An 18,892-nucleotide genomic window follows, 5' to 3' on the forward strand; every position below is an offset into this window, starting at 1 on the left:
GGTCGAATCAGAAATCGTCAGCATAAGCACCGCTGGTGCTTTGCGGCGCATCCAAGGCGTAGGCGTCGGCGATGGCCTGCCAGGCTTCTTCGGCCGTCTCTACGTACTGAAACAAGTGCATGTCCTCGGGCGCAATCATGCCTTCCTCGACGAGCACGTCGAAGTTGATGAGGCGGCTCCAAAACTCCCGGCCGAACAGCAGCACCGGGCGCTTGCGGCTCTTGCGCGTTTGCACCAGGGTCAGCACCTCGAAGAGCTCATCCAAGGTGCCGAAGCCGCCCGGGAAGCACACCAGCGCGATGGCACGCATCAAGAAGTGCATCTTGCGCAGGCCAAAGTAGTGGAACAGAAAGCACAGTTCGGGGGTGATGTAGGGGTTGGGCTCCTGCTCGTGCGGCAGCACGATGTTCAGGCCGATGCTCTTGCCGCCGGCTTCGTGGGCTCCGCGGTTGCCGGCCTCCATGATGCCGGGGCCGCCCCCGGTAACGACATAGATCGGCGGATCCAGGCGACGGGAGGCTTCGGTGACGAGCGCGGCGAAGCGGCGGGCCTCTTCGTAGTAGCGCGACATGCGCAGCCGCGACTGGGCACGCGCGACGGCGTGAGGCTCCCCGCTGCGCTGGGCCTGTTCCAGAGCTTGCTGGGCCGCCTCGGCGGGCAAGATGCGGGCACTGCCGAAGATGACGATCGTCGATTCGATGCCGTGCTGCTTCTGGACCAGTTCGGGTTTGAGCAGCTCGAGCTGCATGCGCACCGGGCGCAATTCTTCGCGCAGCAGGAAATCTTCGTCGGTGAAGGCCAGGCGGTACGCGCTTTGGGGGCCTCCGTAACGAGGCAAGCTGGCGGCCGCAGCGGCATCGTCGTGGGCCGTGGGGAAGTTGCGGGCGGTGAGTTCCTGGCGCTTGTCGTCCATGCCGGGCTCGTCTGGTCTCGTGGGACAAAGGGCCCGACAGCTTAGCCGATGCCCGCCCCGGCTGCGGGCAATGACCCCGTTGGCCGCGCACGGCACACGGGGCAGTCGGGGTGGCGCGCGATGTGGATCTCGGTCCATTCCATGCGACGGGCATCGAGCATTTGCAGGCGCCCGGCCAGTGAGCGTCCCACCCCGGCCAGCAGCTTGAGCGCCTCGGCCGCCTGCATGCTGCCGATGATGCCCACCAGCGGCGCGAACACCCCCATCGTGGCGCAGCGCACTTCCTCGAAGGAGTGCTCGGGCGGGAACACGCAGGCATAGCAGGGGCTGGCTGCATCGCGCGGGTCATACACCGAGATCTGGCCGTCGAAGCGGATGGCCGCCCCGGCCACCAACGGCTTGCCATGGGCGACGCAGGCCCGGTTGAGGGCGTGGCGGGTGGCGAAATTGTCGGAGCAGTCGAGCACCACGTCGGCGGTGGCGACGAGTTGGTGCAGGCGCGCTTCGTCGGCACGCTCGCACAGGGCCTGCACCTGCACCTCGGGATTGATCGCCGCGATGCGCTGCGCCGCCGACGTCGCTTTGGGCTGTCCCAGGCGGGAAAGGTCGTGAATGATCTGGCGCTGCAGGTTGGTGAGATCCACGGTGTCGTGGTCGACCACGGTGAGGCGGCCCACGCCGGCCGTGCCCAGGTAGTAGGCCACCGGCGAGCCCAGACCGCCCGCGCCGATCACCAGCGCATGGCTGTCGAGCAGGCGCCGTTGGCCTTCCACGCCGAGCTCGTCGAGCAGGATGTGGCGGCTGTAGCGCAGGAGCTGGTCGTCATTCATGCAGCCAGCATAAGGGGATAACGCCCGCGGGTGGCGGGCTGGGGGGGAAGGGGCGCTGCAGCGTGCGCAAGGCGACGTCGGGCTGCCCCCGCGTGCGCGGTGCTTCGAGAGGGCTCAGTTGGCCTTGGCTTCCTCGGGCTTGCGCTCTGTCAGGGTCTTGGACACCCTCACCGGCTGCCCCTTGAGGCGATTGAGGGCCTGCTGGAGCTGGAAGTCCTCGGCGCTGCCGAATTCGGGCAGCGTCCGCTGAGGCGTCTGGCCTTGCTTGGCGGCTTCCTCCTCCAGGCGCTTGAGCGCTTCCTCGCGGGCCTTGGCGCGCGCCGGATCCTTGTCGCCGTTGCCGTTTTCGAGATGGCGCGTGAGGTCGGCCTCCCGGGTGCGCAGGGCGCTGAACACGTTGCCCTCGGCGGTCTCGTCGATCATCAGGTCGGGGACGATGCCTGTGGCCTGGATGGAGCGGCCCGCTGGGGTGTAGTAGCGCGCGGTCGTGAGCTTGAGCGCAGTGTCCGCCGTGAGCTGGCGCACCGTCTGCACCGAGCCTTTTCCGAAGGTCTGAGAGCCCATGATGATCGCGCGTTTGTGGTCTTGCAGGGCGCCGGCGACGATCTCGCTGGCCGAGGCCGAGCCTTCATTGACCAACACCACCAGCGGCACGGACTTGACCGCCTCGGGCAGGCGGCGCAGCGGGTCGTGGCCCCCGCGGCGGACGTAGTACTCCGGGCTGGCCTTGAAGGTGGCCTTGGACTCGGGGATCTGACCGTTGGTGGTGACCACGATGGCATCGCGTGGCAGGAAGGCCGCCGACACCGCGACGGCTCCTTCGAGCAGGCCGCCCGGATCGTTGCGCAGGTCGAGCACCAGACCCTTCATGTTCGGCTCGGCCTTGAATAGCTCTTCGAGCTTGCGGGCGAAGTCTTCAATGGTGCGGTCTTGGAATTGGCTGATGCGAAGCCAAGCGTAGCCAGGCTCGACGATGCGCCCGCGCACGCTTTGCACGCGGATTTCCTCGCGAGTGATCGTCACCGGGAAGGTGCGGCTTTCGCTTTTACGGAAGATCGTCAGGATCACCTTGGTGTTGGGTTCGCCGCGGATGCGCTTGACGGCCTGGTCGATGGTCATGCCCTTGACCGGGGTGTCGTCGATGCGGGTGATCAGATCCCCGGTCTTCAGGCCGGCGCGGAAGGCGGGCGAGCCCTCGATCGGCGAGACCACGCGAACCAGGCCGTCTTCCATGCCGATCTCGATGCCTACGCCCACGAAGCGGCCGCTCGTGCCCTCGCGGAATTCCTTGAAGCTCTTCTTGTCGAAGTACTGGGAGTGCGGGTCCAGGCCGGAGACCATGCCGCCAATGGCGTCGGTGATGAGCTTCTTCTCGTCGACCGGCTCAACATAGTCCGACTTGATCATCCCAAACACGGCGGCGAGCTGCTGCATCTCTTCCAGCGGCAGCGGCGCGAGTGAGTTGCGCGCCGTGGCCTGCAGCTGCAGGGTGGTGAGGGCACCGGCCAGGGCACCGATGGCCACCCAGCCTGCGATCTTGAATTTGGCACCCATGACGTACGTGGTCCTTTCCGGCGAAACGGTGCTGCCGGCATGCGGCATCACCAACGTTCAGTATAGGGTGAGCCCGTCGGCTTCGACGCTCGCAGGGTCAGGAAAGTTGCAGGTGCAAATCCCTCGGATTCCCTCAAGTTTGGCGGGGAAAGGTCACGACATGGTCGACCTCGGGGCGGATGCCCACCCAGTCGCCTATGGCGTGGTCGTGGTGCGACGGCACGTGGGCCAGGATGGTCTCTCCGCTGGCCAGCCTGAGGGTGTAGAGGAATTCCGAGCCGCGAAAGGCCTTGCGCTCGATGCGCGCCTTCACCGGGGCGTCGTCGTCGTGGACGATGTCGTCGGCGCGCAGCAGCACGTCGCATTCGCCGCCCGGATAGGCATTGGGCAGGGGGCACTCTTCCAAGTCGACCAGGTCGCCCAGCGGGGTGCGCACCACGGGGCCGTCGGGCCGCAGGACGATGCGGGCCGGGGTGAACACGCCGTGGCCGATGAAGTCGGCCACGAAGCGGGTGGCTGGACGATGGTAGAGCTGATAGGCGGTGTCCCACTGCTCGAGCCGGCCTTGGTGCATCACGCCGATCAGGTCGGCCACCGCGAAGGCCTCCATCTGGTCATGGGTGACGAGCAAGGCGGTGGTACCGGAGCGCTTCAAGATGGCACGCACCTCCTGGGCGAGGCGTTCGCGCAGGTCGATGTCCAGGTTCGAGAAGGGCTCGTCCAGCAGCAGCAGGCGCGGGGCGGGGGCCAGCGCCCGGGCCAGCGCGATGCGTTGCTGCTGGCCGCCCGAGAGCTGGTGGGGGTAGCGCGCGGCCACCGGGCCCAGCCCGACGAGTTCCAGCATCTCGGCCACACGGGCCTCGCGTTCGCGGCGCGGGCGGTGGGCGATCCCGAAAGCCACGTTCTCGCTCACGCTGAGGTGGGGAAAGAGGGCGTAGTCCTGGAACACCATGCCGATGCGCCGCTGCTCGGGCGGCAGGTGGACCTCGGGCTGTCCGGGCTGGGCGGCGCTGAGCACCTGCTCGCCGATGGCGATGCGCCCGCCGGCGATGCGCTCCAGCCCTGCGATGGCGCGCAGCATCGAGGTCTTGCCGCAGCCCGAGGGGCCGATCAGGGCGCCGATCTCCCCCTGCGGCAGGGCCAGGCTGACCTCGTGCACGGCAGGATGGGAGGCCTGTGCGCCGGCATAGCGCACGCAAAGCTGCTGGATGTCGAGAAACATGGGGTTGGCGGACGGCGTCGCGAGGGCTGGCCGGGAGGGCACAAGGGTCGGGCCGGACAGCCCCTATGATAGAGCCTGCAAAACAAATGATTCCCTTTCGCATTCCGGCCTGACGCAGGTCAGGACCGTCGGCGGGCTCGGCCCGGCCGGCCCGGCCTGCGCCTCCTGCCATGCGACTGCTGACCTTCGTGACCCTGGTGCTGGCCCTGCCGGTGCTGGCGATCTTCGGCTCCTGGCTGGGCTTCGACGCCGCCAGCCTCGAGGTGCTGCGGCACCAGGCGGCCACCGTCCTGCCCGGCTATGCCTGGACCTCGCTGTGGCTGTCGCTGCTGGTGGCGGCCGGGGTGGCGGCGGTGGGCGGGCTCACGGCGGCGGCCGTGACGCTCTTCGACTTTCCGGGCCGGCGCACGTTCGAGTGGGCCCTGCTGCTGCCGCTGGCGATGCCCGCCTATGTGCTGGCCTATGCCTACACCGACTTCCTGCAGTACGGCGGGCCGCTGGAGACCGCCTGGCGGGCCTGGAGCGGCTCGACGCAGCGCTTGTTGCCCGATGTGCGCAGCCTGTGGGGTGCGGTGCTCATGTTTGTCTTCTGCCTGTACCCGTATGTCTATCTCCTGACGCGCGCGGCGCTGGCCGAACGCGGGGTGCAGCTGATGGAGGCAGCTCGCCTGCTGGGGGCCGGGGTGGCCCGGCGGGTGCGCACCGTGGCCCTGCCGCTGGCCCGTCCGGCCCTGGCCGCCGGCGTCGCTTTGGCGCTCATGGAGACCCTGGCCGATTTCGGCGTGGTGTCCTACTTTGGCCTACACACCTTCACCACGGGCATCTACCGGGCCTGGCTGTCGATGGGCGATCGGGTGGCGGCGGCCCAGTTGGCCACCGTGCTGCTGCTGGTGGTGGCCGTGCTGCTGTGGCTAGAGCACCGGGCCCAGCGGCGGCTGCGCTTTGCCACCGCCCGGCCGGGGGCGGCCCAGGGGCAGGAGGCCCGCCCGATCGCGTTGCGCGGCGGCCGCGCCGCCCTGGCCTGGGCCGTGTGTGCGCTGCCCGTGCTGCTGGGTTTCGTGCTGCCTGTGCTGGTGCTGCTGCACCTGCTGTGGCAGGAAGCGCGCTATGCCGACGTGGGGATCCCTTGGGCGCGCTTCGCGCAATGGGGCTGGACGAGCTTGCGGCTGGCCGCCTGGGCGGCCTTGGTGGCCGTGGGGCTGGCGCTGGCGCTGGCCTTTGCGCTGCGTGAGCGGCCCGGCCCCGGTCTGCGGGCCGCGGCCCGGGTGGTGTCGCTGGGCTATGCCGTGCCCGGGGCGGTGATCGCCGTGGGCATCCTGCTGCCGGCCGGCTGGGTGCAGGCGCGCTGGCCCGACACCGGGGCCACGGCCCTGGTCACCGGCACGGCGCTGGGGCTGCTCTATGCCTATCTCGTGCGCTTCTCGGCGGTAGCGCTGCAGTCGGTGGAGTCGGGCTACGCCCGCATTCCGGGGACGCTGGACGAGTCGGCGCGCATGCTGGGGGCCACCCGCTGGCGGCTGCTGGGCCGGGTGCACCTGCCGCTGCTGCGGCGCTCGGCGCTGGCGGCGGCGCTGCTGGTCTTCGTCGATGTGATGAAGGAGCTGCCGGCCACTTATGTGTTGCGGCCTTTCAACAGCGACACTCTGGCGGTGATCGCCTATCAGATGGCCAAGGACGAGCGCCTGGGCGAGGCGGCCTTGCCCTCGCTGGCCATCGTGCTGGTGGGGCTGGTGCCGGTGATCCTGCTGTCGCGCGCGCTGCGCCAGCGTGGTTGAAAGGTCTCGAAGCCGACGGACTCGGGGCGGCGGGCGCGCGCGATGCGGGCAGGCACGGTAGCATGCGCAGCCTGCCCCACACACCCGACCGATGGATCTCTCCCTGCCCCACCCACCCGAGCGCCCGTTGCTGTACCGGCGCCTGGCCGACGTGGTGCTGGTGCTGGGCATGGCTGCCAGCGTCTACGGCTGGCATCAGAGCGCCGAGGCCCTGCGCGAGGCCCAGGACCGCCGCTTCGACGCGCTGGCCAGCGAGAAGGTGGCGCGCATCGTGGACTCGTTGGAGCGCTACATGGACCTGGCCGGCAGCCTGTCGGCGCTGTTCGAGGCCAGCCACCATGTGAGCCGGCGTGAGTTCCACGAGCATTTCCGTTCGCTGCGGGCGCTGGACCGCTACCCGGCGCTTCAGGCGGTGCAGTACGCCCCGCGCGTGACCCGCGCGGATCGGGAGCGCTTCGAGGCCTCGGTGCGTGCCGACACCAGCCTGCGGCCCCAGGGGTATCCGGACTTCCGCATCCACCCGCCGGGCGACCGGGAGGAGTACTTCCCGGTGCTCTACAACGAGCCGATGGAAGGCAACGAGACCGTGTTCGGCCACGACCAGGCGGCCGAGCCGGCACGGCGCGCGGCGCTCGAGCGGGCCCGTGACACGCGCCGACCCGCCCTGTCGGCCCCGCTGACGCTGCTGCAAGGGGCGGTGCCCACCCGCGGTTTCGTGATCCGCTCGGCGCTGTTCGCCCCCGCAGAGGAACCGGGCGGCGCTGCGCGCGAGCCGGTCCACACGGGGCAGCTCAGCATCGTGCTGCGTTCGGCCGACCTGCTGCGCTATGCGCTGGTCGAGCACGATGCGAGCCGCTACCACGTGCGCATCACTGACATCGGAGACGAAGGCTATCGCAGCGGGCAGCCGGTGGAGGAACGCTCGATGGTGCTGCAGGGCCACGAGGTCTGGTCCTATCCCTATGAGCTGCCCGAGAACGTGAATCCCGAGGATCAGCGCATCAACGTGAAGGCCGTGGGCGGGCGGATGTGGGAGGTGGTGATCACGCGCCGGCCGACGGACCCGCGTGCCGAGGCCTATCCGCTCACCGTGCTGCTTGGCGGGCTGGCCGGTTCGATCATGCTGTGGATGGCCCTGCGCGTGTTTGCCGGGCGCTACACGCGGGCCACCGCGCTGGCCCAGCATCTGAGCCGCCAGGCCAAGGAGAGCGAGGCGCGGCTGCGCAACGTGATCGACGGCACCATCGACGGCATCATCACCTTCGATCGCGAGGGCCGCATCGTCGACGTCAACGCGGCGGCGGCGCGCATGTTCGGGGCCACCGAGGCCGAGCTGCGCGGTGCCAGTGTCAACGAGTTGCTGCCACCGGCCGAGACGGCCCGCGAGGGGGCGGGCCCGGCGCTGGCCTGGGCGGCCGGTCCGGTGCGCGAGGTGACCGGTCTGCGACGCGACGGGCTGCTCTTCCCGCTGGAGCTGGCCGTCAGCGACGTGCAGCTCGATGGTCAGCCACACAGCGTGGCGATGCTGCGCGACATCAGCGAGCGGCGTGCCACCGAGTTGGCGATCGAGGAGTCGCAGCGCCAGTTGCGCCGCGCCGACGCGCTGCGGCGCACGATCTACGACAGCGCCCCCTTTGCGATCGTGGCGCTGGACCTGCGCGGCGTGATCCAGGCGATGAACCCGGCGGCCGAGATGCTGCTGGGTTACAGCGCCGATGAGCTGGTCGGGCGGGCCACGCCGGCCATCTACCACGATCCCCAGGAGATGACGCTGCGAGCGGCCCAGCTCAGCGCCGAGCTGGGCGAGCCGGTGCCCGCCGGCGTGGAGGTGTTCATGGCCCGAGCGCGGCGGGGACGTCCCGATGAGCGCGAATGGACCTGCATCCGCAAGGACGGGCGTCGCACGCCGGTGATCCTGGTGATGACCACGCTGAGCAACGAGGCCGGCGAACCGGCGGGCTACCTGGGCATCTCCTATGACGTGACCGAGCGCAAACGTGCCGAGGAGCACATCCGCCACATGGCGCACCACGACGCGCTGACCGGCCTGCCCAACCGCGTGCTGCTGCAGGAGCGCCTGAGTGCGGCCCTCACGCGGGCGCGCCGCGAGAACGACTGCGTGGCGCTGATGTTCATCGACCTGGACCGCTTCAAGAACATCAACGACTCGCTCGGCCACCATGTGGGCGACGGCATTCTGAGAATCGTGGCCGAGCGGCTGCACGCTACGGTGCGAGCGTCGGACACGGTGGCACGCATGGGCGGCGACGAGTTCGTCGTGCTGCTACCCAAGGTCTCGCACGTGGGCGACTGCGAGCTGGTGGCGCGCAAGATGATCGCGGCGCTGGGCGACCCGATGCAGGTGGGCCCGCACGTGCTGCGGGTCACGCCCTCCATCGGCGTGGCGACGTTCCCCGAGGCGGGCAGCGACCCGGCCACGCTGATGCGTGCGGCCGACGCGGCGATGTACCACGCCAAGGCGGCGGGGCGGAACAACTTCAAGCTCTACGACGAGAGCATGACGCGCGATTCGGCCGACCGGTTGCGCATGGAAAACGACCTGCACGAAGCCCTCGACCGCGGCGAAATGCGGGTGTACTACCAGCCGCAGTTCGACTGTGCCAGCGGGGCGTTGGTGGGGGCCGAGGCCCTGCTGCGCTGGGAGCGCCCCGGCCAGGGCCTGGTGCCGCCGGGTGAGTTCGTGGTGCTGGCCGAGGACACGGGATTGATCGTGCCGATCGGGGCCTGGGTGCTGCGCGAGGCCTGCATGCAACTGCGCCGCTGGGAGGACACCACCGGCGAGCGGCTGCGCGTGGCGGTGAACCTCTCGCCGCGCCAGCTCGAGGCCGATGACCTGCTGAGCACGGTCTCGCTTGCCCTGGAGGCGGCAGCGCTGCCGGCCTCGCGGCTGGAGATGGAGATCACCGAAAGCGCGATCGTGCGCGACACGTTGTCGACGGCCACCGTGCTGGCGCGGCTGCGGGCCCTGGGCATCTCGATCGCGATCGACGACTTCGGCATCGGCTACTCGAGCCTGGCCTACCTGCGCGACCTGCCGGTGGACAAGTTCAAGATCGACCGTTCCTTCCTGAGCGCAGTGCCTGGGTCGGCGAGCGACACGCGGCTGACGGCCGCGGTGATCGCGATGGCTCACACCCTGCAGGTGGGCTTGGTGGCCGAGGGGGTGGAGACGCGCGAGCAGTTCGACTTTCTGCGCGAGCACGGTTGCCACGAAGCTCAGGGTTACTACCTGGGCCGGCCGATGACGGCCCAGGCGTTCGAGGCCTTGATCCGCAAGGCGAGCCGTTGGGAACCGGTCCTGCCGCCAGGATCCTATTGATTCGGCCCTTGTGCACTTGAATTTATCTGCACCGCCCCCAACTCGCGGTTCATCGTCGCCAGCAGCGCATCGACCATGGCGCGCAGTTTGCGCAGCGGGTGTGTCTGCGGCACGCGCTCTTCAAGGCTGATGTAGCTGAACATCGCCCCCTGGAAATCTGGGTTGCCTCTCATCGTCCTTGTCGGGGTCGTTCGCCGATGGCTTCAGATCGTACTGGCCCACGCCAGCGTCGGAGGGGGATTTTTCAACGGCCTGTTAATTTTTGGGGGCCACCGCTGGGTTCGGACGGGAGTTTGGCTGCGGTGGCTGCAACCCGTGGAGAATCCGGAAGCGGGCCGCGCCGTGTGGCATCTGCACGTCGTTGGTCTGGCTGGCCGGTTCAGCCCAGCAGATCCAGCAGCGTGCGCGCCACCACCTGGGTGGCACGGCGCAGGTCCTCCAGCACGATGTGCTCGTCGGCGCGCTTGGCGTTGCTCTCGCGCACGGTGCGCGGGCCCGCGCCGTAGATGGCCGCCGGGATGCCCTGGGCGCCGAATAGGCGCACATCGGTGTACAGCGGCGTGCCCGAGGTGGGGATGGGTTCGCCGAACACCATCTCCCCATGCCGTTGCAGCGCCTGCACGAGTGGGGCGTTGCGCGCGTCGGGCTTCCAGGCTTCGGCCAGCAGCAGGCGCTTGATCTCGACCGTGAGGCCGGGGACGGCGGCCGCCGCCTGGGTGATGACGCGGCGGATCTCGGCCTCGACCTCGACCGGGTTTTCCTCGGGGATCATGCGCCGGTCGAGTCGCAGCACGACCTTGCCGGGCACGACATTGGTGTTGGTGCCGCCTTCGATGCGGCCGACGTTGAGGTAGGGGTGGTTGATGCCCGGCACCTGCGAGCGCAGGGCCTTGTAGCGCTCGTTCTGGGCGTACAGCGCATTGAGGATGCGCACGGCGCCTTGCAGCGCATCGACGCCGGTGTCGGGGATGGCGGCATGGGCCATCACGCCGTGCACGGTCACCTCCATCTGCAGGCAGCCGTTGTGGGCCGTGACCACCTGGTAGCTGAAGCCGGCGGCCAGCAGGTAGTCGGGGCGCGTCAGCCCCTGGCGCAGCAGCCAACCCGGGCCGAGTTCACCGCCGAACTCCTCGTCGTAGGTGAAGATCAGCTCGACGCCGCCCTTGAGGGGCCGGCCCAGCGATTCCAGCGCGCGCACCGCGAAGGTGTAGGTGCTGAAGTCGCTTTTGCTCACCGCGGCGGCACGGCCGTAGAGCCGGCCATCGACGATCTCGCCGCCGTAGGGGTCGTGGGTCCAGCCCTCGCCGGGCGGGACGACGTCGCCGTGGGCGTTCAGTGCGATCGTCGGGCCCTCGCCGTAGCGGCGGCGCACGATCAGGTTGGTGAGCGATTGCAGACCGTAGGCGCGCACCTCGTCGGCGGGCACCGGGTGCTTCTCGGCGGGAAGGCCGAAGCCGGCGAGCAGATCGGCCGTGCGTTCGGCATGCGGCGCGTTGTGGCCCGGCGGAGTGTCGGTAGGCACGCGCACCAGTTCCTGCAGGAAGCGCACCTGCTCGTCGAAATGGGCGTCGATCCAGGCGTCCAGGGCCTGGTACAGGGCAGGAGAGGTCATGAGAGTTCCGCGCAGAGGTGGTCGAGCAGGTGCTGGAAGGCGCGCACGCACAGGTCGGCGTCGTCGCTGGTGATGGATTCGAGCGGGTTGTGGCTGATGCCGGCGTTCTGGCCGCGCAGGAAGAGCATGGCCTGGGGCAGGATCTCATGCAGCTTCATCGCGTCGTGGCCGGCCCCGCTGGGCATGCGGTGCACCGGCAGGCCCAGGGCCTGTACGGCCTGCTCCCAACGCCGCTGCCAGGTGGGGTCCGAGGGGGCGGCCGCGGCGCGCATGGTCTGCTCGATGCGGTAGCGCAGGCCTCGGCGCTGGCATATGCGGCCGAGCTCGGCCAGCACCTCGGCGGCGCAGTCGTCGCGCACCGGGTCGGTGGTGGCGCGGATGTCCAGGCTGAAGCGGCAGCGCCCCGGCACCACGTTGATCGAGCCGTTGGGCACCTCCAGGATGCCCATGGTGCCCACCAGGTCGGGCACGGCGGCAGCGCGCTTTTCGAGGAAGAGCGCCAGCTCGGCCACGGCGACGGCGGCGTCACGGCGCAGGCCCATCGGGGTGGTGCCGGCGTGGCTGGCCATGCCGAGGATCTCGCCCACGTAGCGCACGCCGCCGTTGATCGAGGTGACCACGCCCAGCGGCAGGTCGAGCTCGTTGAGCACCGGGCCTTGCTCGATGTGGACTTCCACGAAGCCGAGATAGCGCTCGGGGTCACGCCGCAGCTTGGGGATGTCGTCGATGCACAGGCCGGCGTGCTGCATGGCCTCGCGCATCGTGATGCCGTCGGCATCGGCCTGGTCGAGCCAGCGCATGTCGAACTGGCCCACCAGCGCACCCGAGCCCAGGAAGACGGCCTTGTAGCGCTGGCCTTCTTCTTCGGAGAAGGCCACCACCTCCAGGCCGTAAGGCAGCCGCCGGCCCTGGCGCGAGAGCTCGCGCACGCAGGCCATCGGCACGAAGATGCCCAGCCGGCCGTCGTACTTGCCACCGTTGCGCACGGTGTCGTAGTGGCTGCCGGTCAACAGGTACCGGGTCGAGGCCCCCGGCGAGGGGTGATAGCGGCCGACCACGTTGCCCACGGCATCGATCTCCACCTCGTCGAAGCCGCAATCGGCCTTCATCCAGTGTGCGATGCGTTGGGCACAGGCCCGGTGCGCGTCGGTCAGGTAGGTCACGGTGAGCTCGCCGCGCTCGGCATAGTCCGGTTCGCTGTGCTCGGCCAGGCGCTCGGCCCAGTCCCACACGAGGTGGCCCAGCGCCGGCTCGATGCCGAACTTGTCGTTCAGGCGGATCTCGGCGATGCGGTGGATCTGGCGCAGGGCCTCGGCGAGTTCGACGTCGGGCGGGTTGTCCAGCCGGCGCGCGAAGGTGGCGATGATCTCGGCCTTGCCCAGGCCGGTGCCGCGCGGGCCGCGCACGGCCAGGATGAAGGGGAAGCCGAACTTGGCGCTGTACTCGGCGTTCAGGCGCTGCAGGGTCTCGAATTCCTCGGGCGTGCACTGCGTCAGGCCCGCCTGGCCCTGTTCGTTCGTCGATTCGGCCGTCAGGGCGCGGGCCACCATGGCTTTGCCGGCCAGTTCGGGGTGGGCACGGATGAGCTGGAGCTGGGCGTCCCGGCCGGCCTCGCGCACCACCTCGACCAGCGCGCGCTTGAGCTGGGCCAGCGTGGCGAAAGGCCGCCGCGCGGCCGCGCGCTCGGCGATCCAGGGCGAGTGCTCGTAGGTGCCGTCCAGCAGCGCGACGAATCCGGCCGGGCTGGCCGCGTTGAGTTGGTCCAGGGTCAAGGGCATGGCGCTCACTCCCACAGGAAGGCGGTGGCGGGGTCGAAGGGGTGCGTGGCCTTCCAGTGGCGTGCGATGTCGATGCGCCGCGTTACCCACACCCGGTCGTGCTTCTCGATGTGGTCGAGGAAGCGCTGCAGCGAGCGCATGCGCCCGGGCCGGCCCAGCAGCCGGCAGTGCATGCCGATGCTCATCATGGCCGGGCGGTCTTCGCCTTCGGCGTAGTGCACGTCGAAGGCATCGCGCAGGTACTCGAAGAACTCGTCGCCATGGCTGAAGCCCTGGGGCAGCGCAAAGCGCATGTCGTTGCAGTCCAGCGTGTAGGGCACCACCAGGTGCGGCGCCAGCGAGCCGTCGGTGCGGCGCACCTGCAGCCAGAAGGGCAGGTCGTCGCCGTAGTAATCGCTGTCGTACTCGAAGCCGCCGAAATCGGCCACCAGGCGCCGCGTGTTCGGGCTGTCGCGGCCGGTGTACCAGCCCAGGGGCCGCTCGCCCAGCAGGCGCTCAATGGCCTGCATCCCCAGCCGCATGTGCTCGCGTTCGGTGGCCTCGTCCACATTCTGGTAGTGGATCCAGCGCCAGCCGTGGCAGGCCACTTCGTGCCCGAGTTCCTTGAAGGCGGCGCTCACCTCGGGGCAGCGCTGCATGGCCATGCCCACGCCGAAGACGGTGAGCGGTAGGCCCCGCCGCTCGAACTCGCGCAGGATGCGCCACACGCCCACGCGCGAACCGTACTCGTAGATGCCCTCCATGCTCAGGTGGCGGGCCGGGTAGGCAGCGGGGTTGAACATCTCGGACAGGAACTGCTCGCTGCCGGCGTCGCCGTGCAGCACCGAGTTCTCGCCGCCCTCCTCGTAGTTGAGGACGAATTGCACCGCCACGCGCGCGTGGCCGGGCCAGCGGGGGTGGGGCGGGTGGCGGCCATGGCCGCGCAGATCTCGGGGGTAGCGGGAGGACGGTGGGTTCATCGCAAGACTCGTGTGGGGCAGGCGGGGGGCCGCAAGGCGGGGTGGGATGGCGCAAAGTGTGTGCTAAAGTGTATACAAAAAATGCGAAGGCGCAAGCCGGTTTCCCTGTTCCCGTCCACCTCGTTCCTGGAGACACCCATGGGCCATCTGAGCACCCACGTTCTCGACACCATGCACGGCTGTCCGGCCGCCGGCATGAAGGTCACGCTGCAGCGCATCACCGATCGCGGCGCACAGACCTTGAAGACCTTCACGCTCAACCACGACGGCCGCAACGACGGCGGTCCGCTGCTCGACGCGGCCACCATGGCCGTGGGCCGCTACCGGCTGAGCTTCGAGGTGGCCGACTATTTCCGCGCCAAAGGCGTGACGCTGCCCGAGCCGGCCTTCATCGACGTGGTGCCCATCGATTTCGGGATCGCCGACGCGGCGGGGCGCTACCACGTGCCCCTGCTCGTGAGCCCCTGGTCCTATGGCACCTACCGCGGCTCCTGAGGCTGCCGGTCTAGGGAAATTCCCAGGCTGACTGTATTCTGGTTTGTATACACTTTCTGAACGTCGCCGCGGAGCCCGTTTGGCCAACCCCTGAGGTTGGCGCCGGTCGCGACGTTGTCGTCCTCACAGAGCCCGCCGTGGTGAGGTGCCTGCACAGCCCCGGGGCTGTGTGCACCTATCTGTGAGGAATCGATGGACAGCTACGTACTGGACTGGGTGAGCCTGCTGCTGCGCTGGGCGCACGTGGTGACGGCGATGGCCTGGATCGGCGCGTCGTTTTACTTCGTGATGCTGGACAACAGCCTGAGCGCGCCGCAGCACGAGGATCTGAAGGCCAAGGGCGTGGACGGCGAGATGTGGGCCGTGCACGGAGGGGGCTTTTACCACTCCAACAAGTACCTGGTGGCTCCGCGCTGGCTGCCGCTGCCCGACAAACTCCACTGGTCGTACTGGGAGAGCTATTCCACCTGGCTGACGGGGTTTGCACTGTTTGCACTGATGTATCTGTGGCAGGCGCACACCTTTTTGATCGACCGCAACGTGTACGCCTGGTCCTCTCCAGCGGTGGCCGCGGCGGCGGCGCTGGGTTTCCTGGTGGGTTTTTGGCTGGTGTACGACGGGATCTGCCGCACGTGGGGCCAGCGGCAGAACGGCGACCTTGTCGTTGGTGTGTTGGTGTTCGTCTTGGTCGTGTTCGCCTCGTGGCTGGCGTGCCAGCTCTTTGCTGGGCGGGCGGCCTTCCTTCTCGTGGGTGCGATGCTGGCCACGGCGATGAGCGCCAACGTGTTCTTCTGGATCATTCCGGGGCAGCGCAAGGTGGTGGCGGCGCTGCGCGCGGGCCAGGCGCCCGACCCGATGCACGGCAAGCGGGGCAAGCAGCGCAGCGTGCACAACACCTACTTCACGCTGCCGGTGATCGTGGCGATGCTGTCCAACCACTACGGGTGGCTGTATCAGGGTGAGCACAACTGGCTGGTGCTGGTGGGCTTGATGCTGGCCGGTGCGCTGATCCGGCACAGTTTCGTGGCGCGGCATCGGGCGCAGGTGCTGGGCCGGCGCACGCCCTGGGAGCATGCGGTGGCGGGCACGCTGCTGCTGCTTGGCCTGGTGGCGTGGCAGGCTCCGCCGCCCGCGGCCCAGGCTGCGCAGGCGCCCGGCGCGGAGCCGGTGCACTTCGGCCATGTACAGCAGGTCATCGAGCAGCGCTGCGCGATGTGCCACAACGCAGCGCTGCAGAGTAAGAACGTGGCGCTGCACACCCCCGAGCTGGTCCGGCAGCACGCCCAGGCCATCTATCAGCAGACCGTGGTGCTGCGGCTCATGCCGCTGAACAACGCCACGCAGATCACCGAGGACGAGCGCGCGCTCATCAAGCGCTGGTTCGAGCAGGGCGCAGCCGCCCACTGACCGGTACCGCCACAACGAGGGGCGGACCATGTTTCCGCTCCCGCTGTCATCCACCCTCAAAGGAGACACGCATGAGCGAGACGACGAAGGTCCACCCCGTGGACGAGAAGCTACCCGCCGGCCGGCTGGCCGCGCTGGGCCTGCAGCATGTGCTGGTGATGTATGCCGGGGCCGTGGCCGTGCCCCTGATCGTGGGACGCGCGCTGCAGCTCAGCCCGGAGCAGGTGGCGATGCTGATCTCGGCCGACCTGTTCTGCTGCGGCGTGGTGACGCTGATCCAGAGCCTGGGCGTGACGCGCTGGTTCGGCATCCGCCTGCCGGTGATGATGGGCGTGACCTTTGCTGCCGTGGGCCCGATGGTGGCCTTTGCCCAGGCCATGCCCGGGGTGGACGGTGCGCGCGCGATCTTCGGCGCCATCATCGGTGCGGGCATTGTCTCGATGATCCTGGCGCCGATGGTGAGCAAGCTGCTGCGTTTTTTTCCGCCGGTGGTCACGGGCAGCATCATTGCCATCATCGGCATCAGCCTGATGCGCGTGGGCGTGGGCTGGGCGATGGGCGGGCCGGCGTCGATGGCGCAGAGTGTGGATGTGCCCCAGCTGGCGGCGATGGTCGACAGCGCCCGCGCAGCAGCCGAGCAGACCGGCACCGAGCTGACCCGTCTGCCCGGGCCCATCCCGATGAAGGACAACCCGAACTACGGCGCGCTGGACAACCTGGCGATCGCCGGCGCGGTGCTGGTGTTCATCTTGCTGCTGGTGAAGTACACGCGCGGCTTCGTGGCCAACATCTCGGTGCTGCTGGGCATCGTGGCCGGCTGCGCCATCGCCATCGCCCTGGGCAAGATGAATTTCGACAAGGTGGCCCAAGCGCATTGGTTCGATGTCGTCACCCCTTTGGCGTTCGGGATGCCGACTTTCGATGGGGTCATGATCCTGACCATGACGCTGGTGATGATCGTCGTGATGATCGAATCCACCGGCATGTTCCTGGCCCTGTCGGAGATCACCGGCCGGCGCATCAGCCAGACCGAGCTGGCCGCCGGATTGCGCACCGACGGCCTGGGCACGCTGATTGGCGGCCTCTTCAACACTTTTCCCTACACGAGCTTTTCGCAGAATGTGGGCCTGGTGGGTGTCACCGGCGTCAAGAGCCGCTGGGTGTGCGTGGCCGGCGGCCTCATCATGATCGTGCTGGGCATGTTGCCCAAGATGGCGGCCTTCGTCGAATCCATTCCCAGCTTCGTGCTGGGCGGGGCGGGCCTGGTGATGTTCGGCATGGTGGCGGCCACCGGCATCCGCATCCTCTCGACGGTGGACTACCGGACCAGCCGCAACAACCTCTACATCGTGGCGCTGTCCATCGGCTTCGGCCTGATCCCGCTCGTGGCCCCGCGCTGGACGCAGCAGATGGCCCATGGCCTGCATCCGCTGCTGGAAAGCGGCATCTTGCTCACCGCCATCGTCGCGGTGACGCTGAACCTCTTCTTCAACGGCGCGCGGGGCGACACGGCCGGTGCGATCGAGGCGGCCAAGACCGCCGAGGCGCACTGAGCCTCACGGGGCCCGGTCCGGGCCGCGCTCTCAGGCCACGGCGATGCGCAGCAGGTTGGTGCTGCCGCTTTCTCCGAAGGGCAGGCCGGCGATCATCACCAGGGGCTCGCCTTGGCGGGCCAGGCCTTCGCGGCGGGCCCATTCGCAGGCCAGCTCGGTCATCTGCGAGGCCTGCGGCACGTCGTCGAGGTGCACCGAGTGCACGCCCCAGGCCAGGGTGAGCCGGCGTGCCGCCGTGCGGCTGGGGGTGAGGCTCAGGATGGGCGCGTCCGGGCGTTCCCGCGCGGCGCGCAGGCTGGTGTGGCCCGAGCTGGTGTGGCAGACGATGGCGGCGGCCCGCACGAGGCCGGCGGCGCGGCGCATGGCGCAGCACACGGCCTGCGCCGCATCGGCCTGGCCGGCCACGGCCGGGCTGTGCGCAGCCTCCAGGAGCTGCCGGTACAGCGGATCGGACTCCGTGCCCGCAATGATGCGGTCCATCATCGCGACCGCGGCCACCGGGTGCCGGCCCGCGGCCGACTCGGCCGACAGCATCACCGCATCGGCGCCGTCGTAGATCGCGGTGGCCACGTCCGAGGCTTCGGCGCGGGTGGGCACGGGCTGCTCGATCATCGACTCCAGCATCTGCGTGGCCACGATCACCGGCTTGCCCAGGCGGCGGCAGCCGCGCACGATGCGCTTTTGCAGCGCCGGCACGCGCTCGGCGGGCAGTTCCACGCCCAGATCGCCGCGCGCGACCATCGCCGCATCGGCGGCCGCGAGGATCTCGTCGAGCCGCTCGATGGCCGCGGGCTTCTCCAGCTTGGCGACGATGCCGGCACGCCCGCCGATCAGCGAGCGCGCCTCGTGCACGTCCTCGGGCCGCTGCACGAAAGACAGCGCGATCCAGTCCACACCCAGCGACAGCGCGGTGTCCAGATCCCGCCGGTCCTTGGGGGTGAGGGCGGAGATCGGCAGCACCACGTTGGGCACGTTCACGCCCTTGCGGTCGGACAGGCGACCGCCCACCGCCACGCGCGTGTCGGCCGAGCGGGCGTCGCAGCGCTGCACCACCAGGCGCAGCTTGCCGTCGTCCAGTAGCAGCTCGGTGCCTTCCACCAGCGCGGCGAAGATCTCCGGATGGGGCAGGTTCGCGCGGCGGGCATCTCCCGGGGCGGGGTCGAGGTCGAGGCGGAAGGCCTGGCCCGGCTCCAGGGTGACGGCGCCGGCCTCGAAGCGGCCCACACGCAGCTTGGGGCCCTGCAGGTCGGCCAGGATGCCGATCGGGCGGCCGCTGCCTGCCTCCAGCTCGCGCAGCACGGCCACGCGTGTCGCATGGTCGGCCGGCTCGCCATGGCTGAAGTTGAGACGGAAGACATCGGCGCCGGCCTCGAAGAGCCGGGCGATGGTGTCGGGCTCGGCGCTGGCCGGCCCCAGGGTGGCGACGATCTTGGCGCGTCGCGTGCGGTGCAGGG

The 18,892-nt window shown here is 69.3% G+C and carries 13 protein-coding genes and 1 pseudogene; 5 read left to right on the forward strand and 9 right to left on the reverse strand.

What is annotated here, in order from left to right; all coding sequences use genetic code 11:
* Window positions 1-7 precede the first annotated feature (7 nt).
* The 4 genes from ACK4ZD_RS03150 to ACK4ZD_RS03165 all read right to left on the reverse strand — a co-directional run bounded on the left by ACK4ZD_RS03150 (window position 8) and on the right by ACK4ZD_RS03165 (window position 4,519).
* Window positions 8-913 (reverse strand): TIGR00730 family Rossman fold protein, encoded by a 906-nt coding sequence (locus ACK4ZD_RS03150; protein ID WP_409658686.1) that lies wholly within the window; start codon window positions 911-913, stop codon window positions 8-10.
* 41 nt (window positions 914-954) lie between these two features.
* Window positions 955-1,743, reverse strand: coding sequence for a HesA/MoeB/ThiF family protein (locus tag ACK4ZD_RS03155; protein WP_409658689.1), 789 nt, complete (start codon window positions 1,741-1,743; stop codon window positions 955-957).
* A 114-nt stretch (window positions 1,744-1,857) separates the two neighbouring features.
* Window positions 1,858-3,297 (reverse strand): S41 family peptidase, encoded by a 1,440-nt coding sequence (locus ACK4ZD_RS03160; protein ID WP_409658692.1) that lies wholly within the window; start codon window positions 3,295-3,297, stop codon window positions 1,858-1,860.
* A gap of 133 nt (window positions 3,298-3,430) precedes the next feature.
* Complete coding sequence (locus ACK4ZD_RS03165; protein ID WP_409658695.1) at window positions 3,431-4,519, reverse strand: ABC transporter ATP-binding protein; 1,089 nt, start codon at window positions 4,517-4,519, stop codon at window positions 3,431-3,433.
* Between the two features lie 170 nt (window positions 4,520-4,689).
* Here ACK4ZD_RS03165 and ACK4ZD_RS03170 point away from each other — a divergent pair, with 170 nt between their 5' ends.
* Window positions 4,690-6,294, forward strand: coding sequence for an ABC transporter permease (locus ACK4ZD_RS03170; protein WP_409658698.1), 1,605 nt, complete (start codon window positions 4,690-4,692; stop codon window positions 6,292-6,294).
* 91 nt (window positions 6,295-6,385) lie between these two features.
* Window positions 6,386-9,634 carry an EAL domain-containing protein gene (locus tag ACK4ZD_RS03175; protein ID WP_409658701.1) on the forward strand — a complete coding sequence of 1,083 codons (3,249 nt, stop codon included), beginning with the start codon at window positions 6,386-6,388 and terminating at the stop codon, window positions 9,632-9,634.
* Between the two features lie 29 nt (window positions 9,635-9,663).
* On the opposite strand, the pseudogene ACK4ZD_RS03180 reads toward ACK4ZD_RS03175, so the two are convergent.
* From ACK4ZD_RS03180 to puuE, 4 genes and pseudogenes are all read right to left on the reverse strand, one after another.
* Window positions 9,664-9,807: pseudogene (locus tag ACK4ZD_RS03180) on the reverse strand (IS5/IS1182 family transposase); the annotation flags it as partial.
* A 206-nt stretch (window positions 9,808-10,013) separates the two neighbouring features.
* Window positions 10,014-11,246 (reverse strand): M20 family metallopeptidase, encoded by a 1,233-nt coding sequence (locus ACK4ZD_RS03185; RefSeq protein ID WP_409658704.1) that lies wholly within the window; start codon window positions 11,244-11,246, stop codon window positions 10,014-10,016.
* The gene (uraD, locus tag ACK4ZD_RS03190; RefSeq protein WP_409658707.1) at window positions 11,243-13,024 is read right to left on the reverse strand and encodes a 2-oxo-4-hydroxy-4-carboxy-5-ureidoimidazoline decarboxylase; all 1,782 of its coding nucleotides are present in this window, start codon (window positions 13,022-13,024) and stop codon (window positions 11,243-11,245) included. Before uraD ends, ACK4ZD_RS03185 begins: the two co-directional genes overlap by 4 nt.
* A gap of 5 nt (window positions 13,025-13,029) precedes the next feature.
* The gene (gene puuE / locus ACK4ZD_RS03195) at window positions 13,030-13,983 is read right to left on the reverse strand and encodes an allantoinase PuuE (RefSeq protein WP_409658710.1); all 954 of its coding nucleotides are present in this window, start codon (window positions 13,981-13,983) and stop codon (window positions 13,030-13,032) included.
* Between the two features lie 138 nt (window positions 13,984-14,121).
* On the opposite strand from puuE, the gene uraH reads away from it, so the two are divergent.
* The 3 genes from uraH (at window position 14,122) to ACK4ZD_RS03210 (ending at window position 17,438) form a co-directional block, all read left to right on the forward strand.
* Complete coding sequence (uraH, locus tag ACK4ZD_RS03200) at window positions 14,122-14,478, forward strand: hydroxyisourate hydrolase (protein WP_409658713.1); 357 nt, start codon at window positions 14,122-14,124, stop codon at window positions 14,476-14,478.
* A 192-nt stretch (window positions 14,479-14,670) separates the two neighbouring features.
* Window positions 14,671-15,885, forward strand: a complete 1,215-nt coding sequence (locus ACK4ZD_RS03205; protein ID WP_409658716.1) for a urate hydroxylase PuuD — start codon at window positions 14,671-14,673, stop codon at window positions 15,883-15,885.
* A 71-nt stretch (window positions 15,886-15,956) separates the two neighbouring features.
* Window positions 15,957-17,438 (forward strand): nucleobase:cation symporter-2 family protein, encoded by a 1,482-nt coding sequence (locus tag ACK4ZD_RS03210; RefSeq protein ID WP_409658720.1) that lies wholly within the window; start codon window positions 15,957-15,959, stop codon window positions 17,436-17,438.
* A gap of 30 nt (window positions 17,439-17,468) precedes the next feature.
* Here ACK4ZD_RS03210 and pyk read toward each other — a convergent pair whose 3' ends face one another.
* A complete protein-coding gene (gene pyk / locus ACK4ZD_RS03215) occupies window positions 17,469-18,890 on the reverse strand; it encodes a pyruvate kinase (protein WP_409658769.1) in 1,422 nt (473 codons plus the stop codon).
* Between the last annotated feature and the right edge of the window lie 2 nt (window positions 18,891-18,892).

Source organism: Caldimonas sp. (genome assembly GCF_046291045.1).
In the GTDB taxonomy this organism is placed as follows: domain Bacteria; phylum Pseudomonadota; class Gammaproteobacteria; order Burkholderiales; family Burkholderiaceae_C; genus Caldimonas.

Excerpts from the sequence above, each read along its gene's own strand:
- ACK4ZD_RS03175 (WP_409658701.1), top strand. The coding sequence starts at position 6,386 with ATGGATCTCTCCCTGCCCCACCCACCCGAGCGCCCGTTGCTGTACCGG.
- ACK4ZD_RS03160 (WP_409658692.1), bottom strand. The coding sequence starts at position 3,297 with ATGGGTGCCAAATTCAAGATCGCAGGCTGGGTGGCCATCGGTGCCCTG.
- ACK4ZD_RS03150 (WP_409658686.1), bottom strand. The coding sequence starts at position 913 with ATGGACGACAAGCGCCAGGAACTCACCGCCCGCAACTTCCCCACGGCC.
- ACK4ZD_RS03210 (WP_409658720.1), top strand. The coding sequence starts at position 15,957 with ATGAGCGAGACGACGAAGGTCCACCCCGTGGACGAGAAGCTACCCGCC.
- ACK4ZD_RS03165 (WP_409658695.1), bottom strand. The coding sequence starts at position 4,519 with ATGTTTCTCGACATCCAGCAGCTTTGCGTGCGCTATGCCGGCGCACAG.
- uraH (WP_409658713.1), top strand. The coding sequence starts at position 14,122 with ATGGGCCATCTGAGCACCCACGTTCTCGACACCATGCACGGCTGTCCG.
- ACK4ZD_RS03205 (WP_409658716.1), top strand. The coding sequence starts at position 14,671 with ATGGACAGCTACGTACTGGACTGGGTGAGCCTGCTGCTGCGCTGGGCG.
- puuE (WP_409658710.1), bottom strand. The coding sequence starts at position 13,983 with ATGAACCCACCGTCCTCCCGCTACCCCCGAGATCTGCGCGGCCATGGC.
- ACK4ZD_RS03155 (WP_409658689.1), bottom strand. The coding sequence starts at position 1,743 with ATGAATGACGACCAGCTCCTGCGCTACAGCCGCCACATCCTGCTCGAC.
- uraD (WP_409658707.1), bottom strand. The coding sequence starts at position 13,024 with ATGCCCTTGACCCTGGACCAACTCAACGCGGCCAGCCCGGCCGGATTC.
- ACK4ZD_RS03170 (WP_409658698.1), top strand. The coding sequence starts at position 4,690 with ATGCGACTGCTGACCTTCGTGACCCTGGTGCTGGCCCTGCCGGTGCTG.
- ACK4ZD_RS03185 (WP_409658704.1), bottom strand. The coding sequence starts at position 11,246 with ATGACCTCTCCTGCCCTGTACCAGGCCCTGGACGCCTGGATCGACGCC.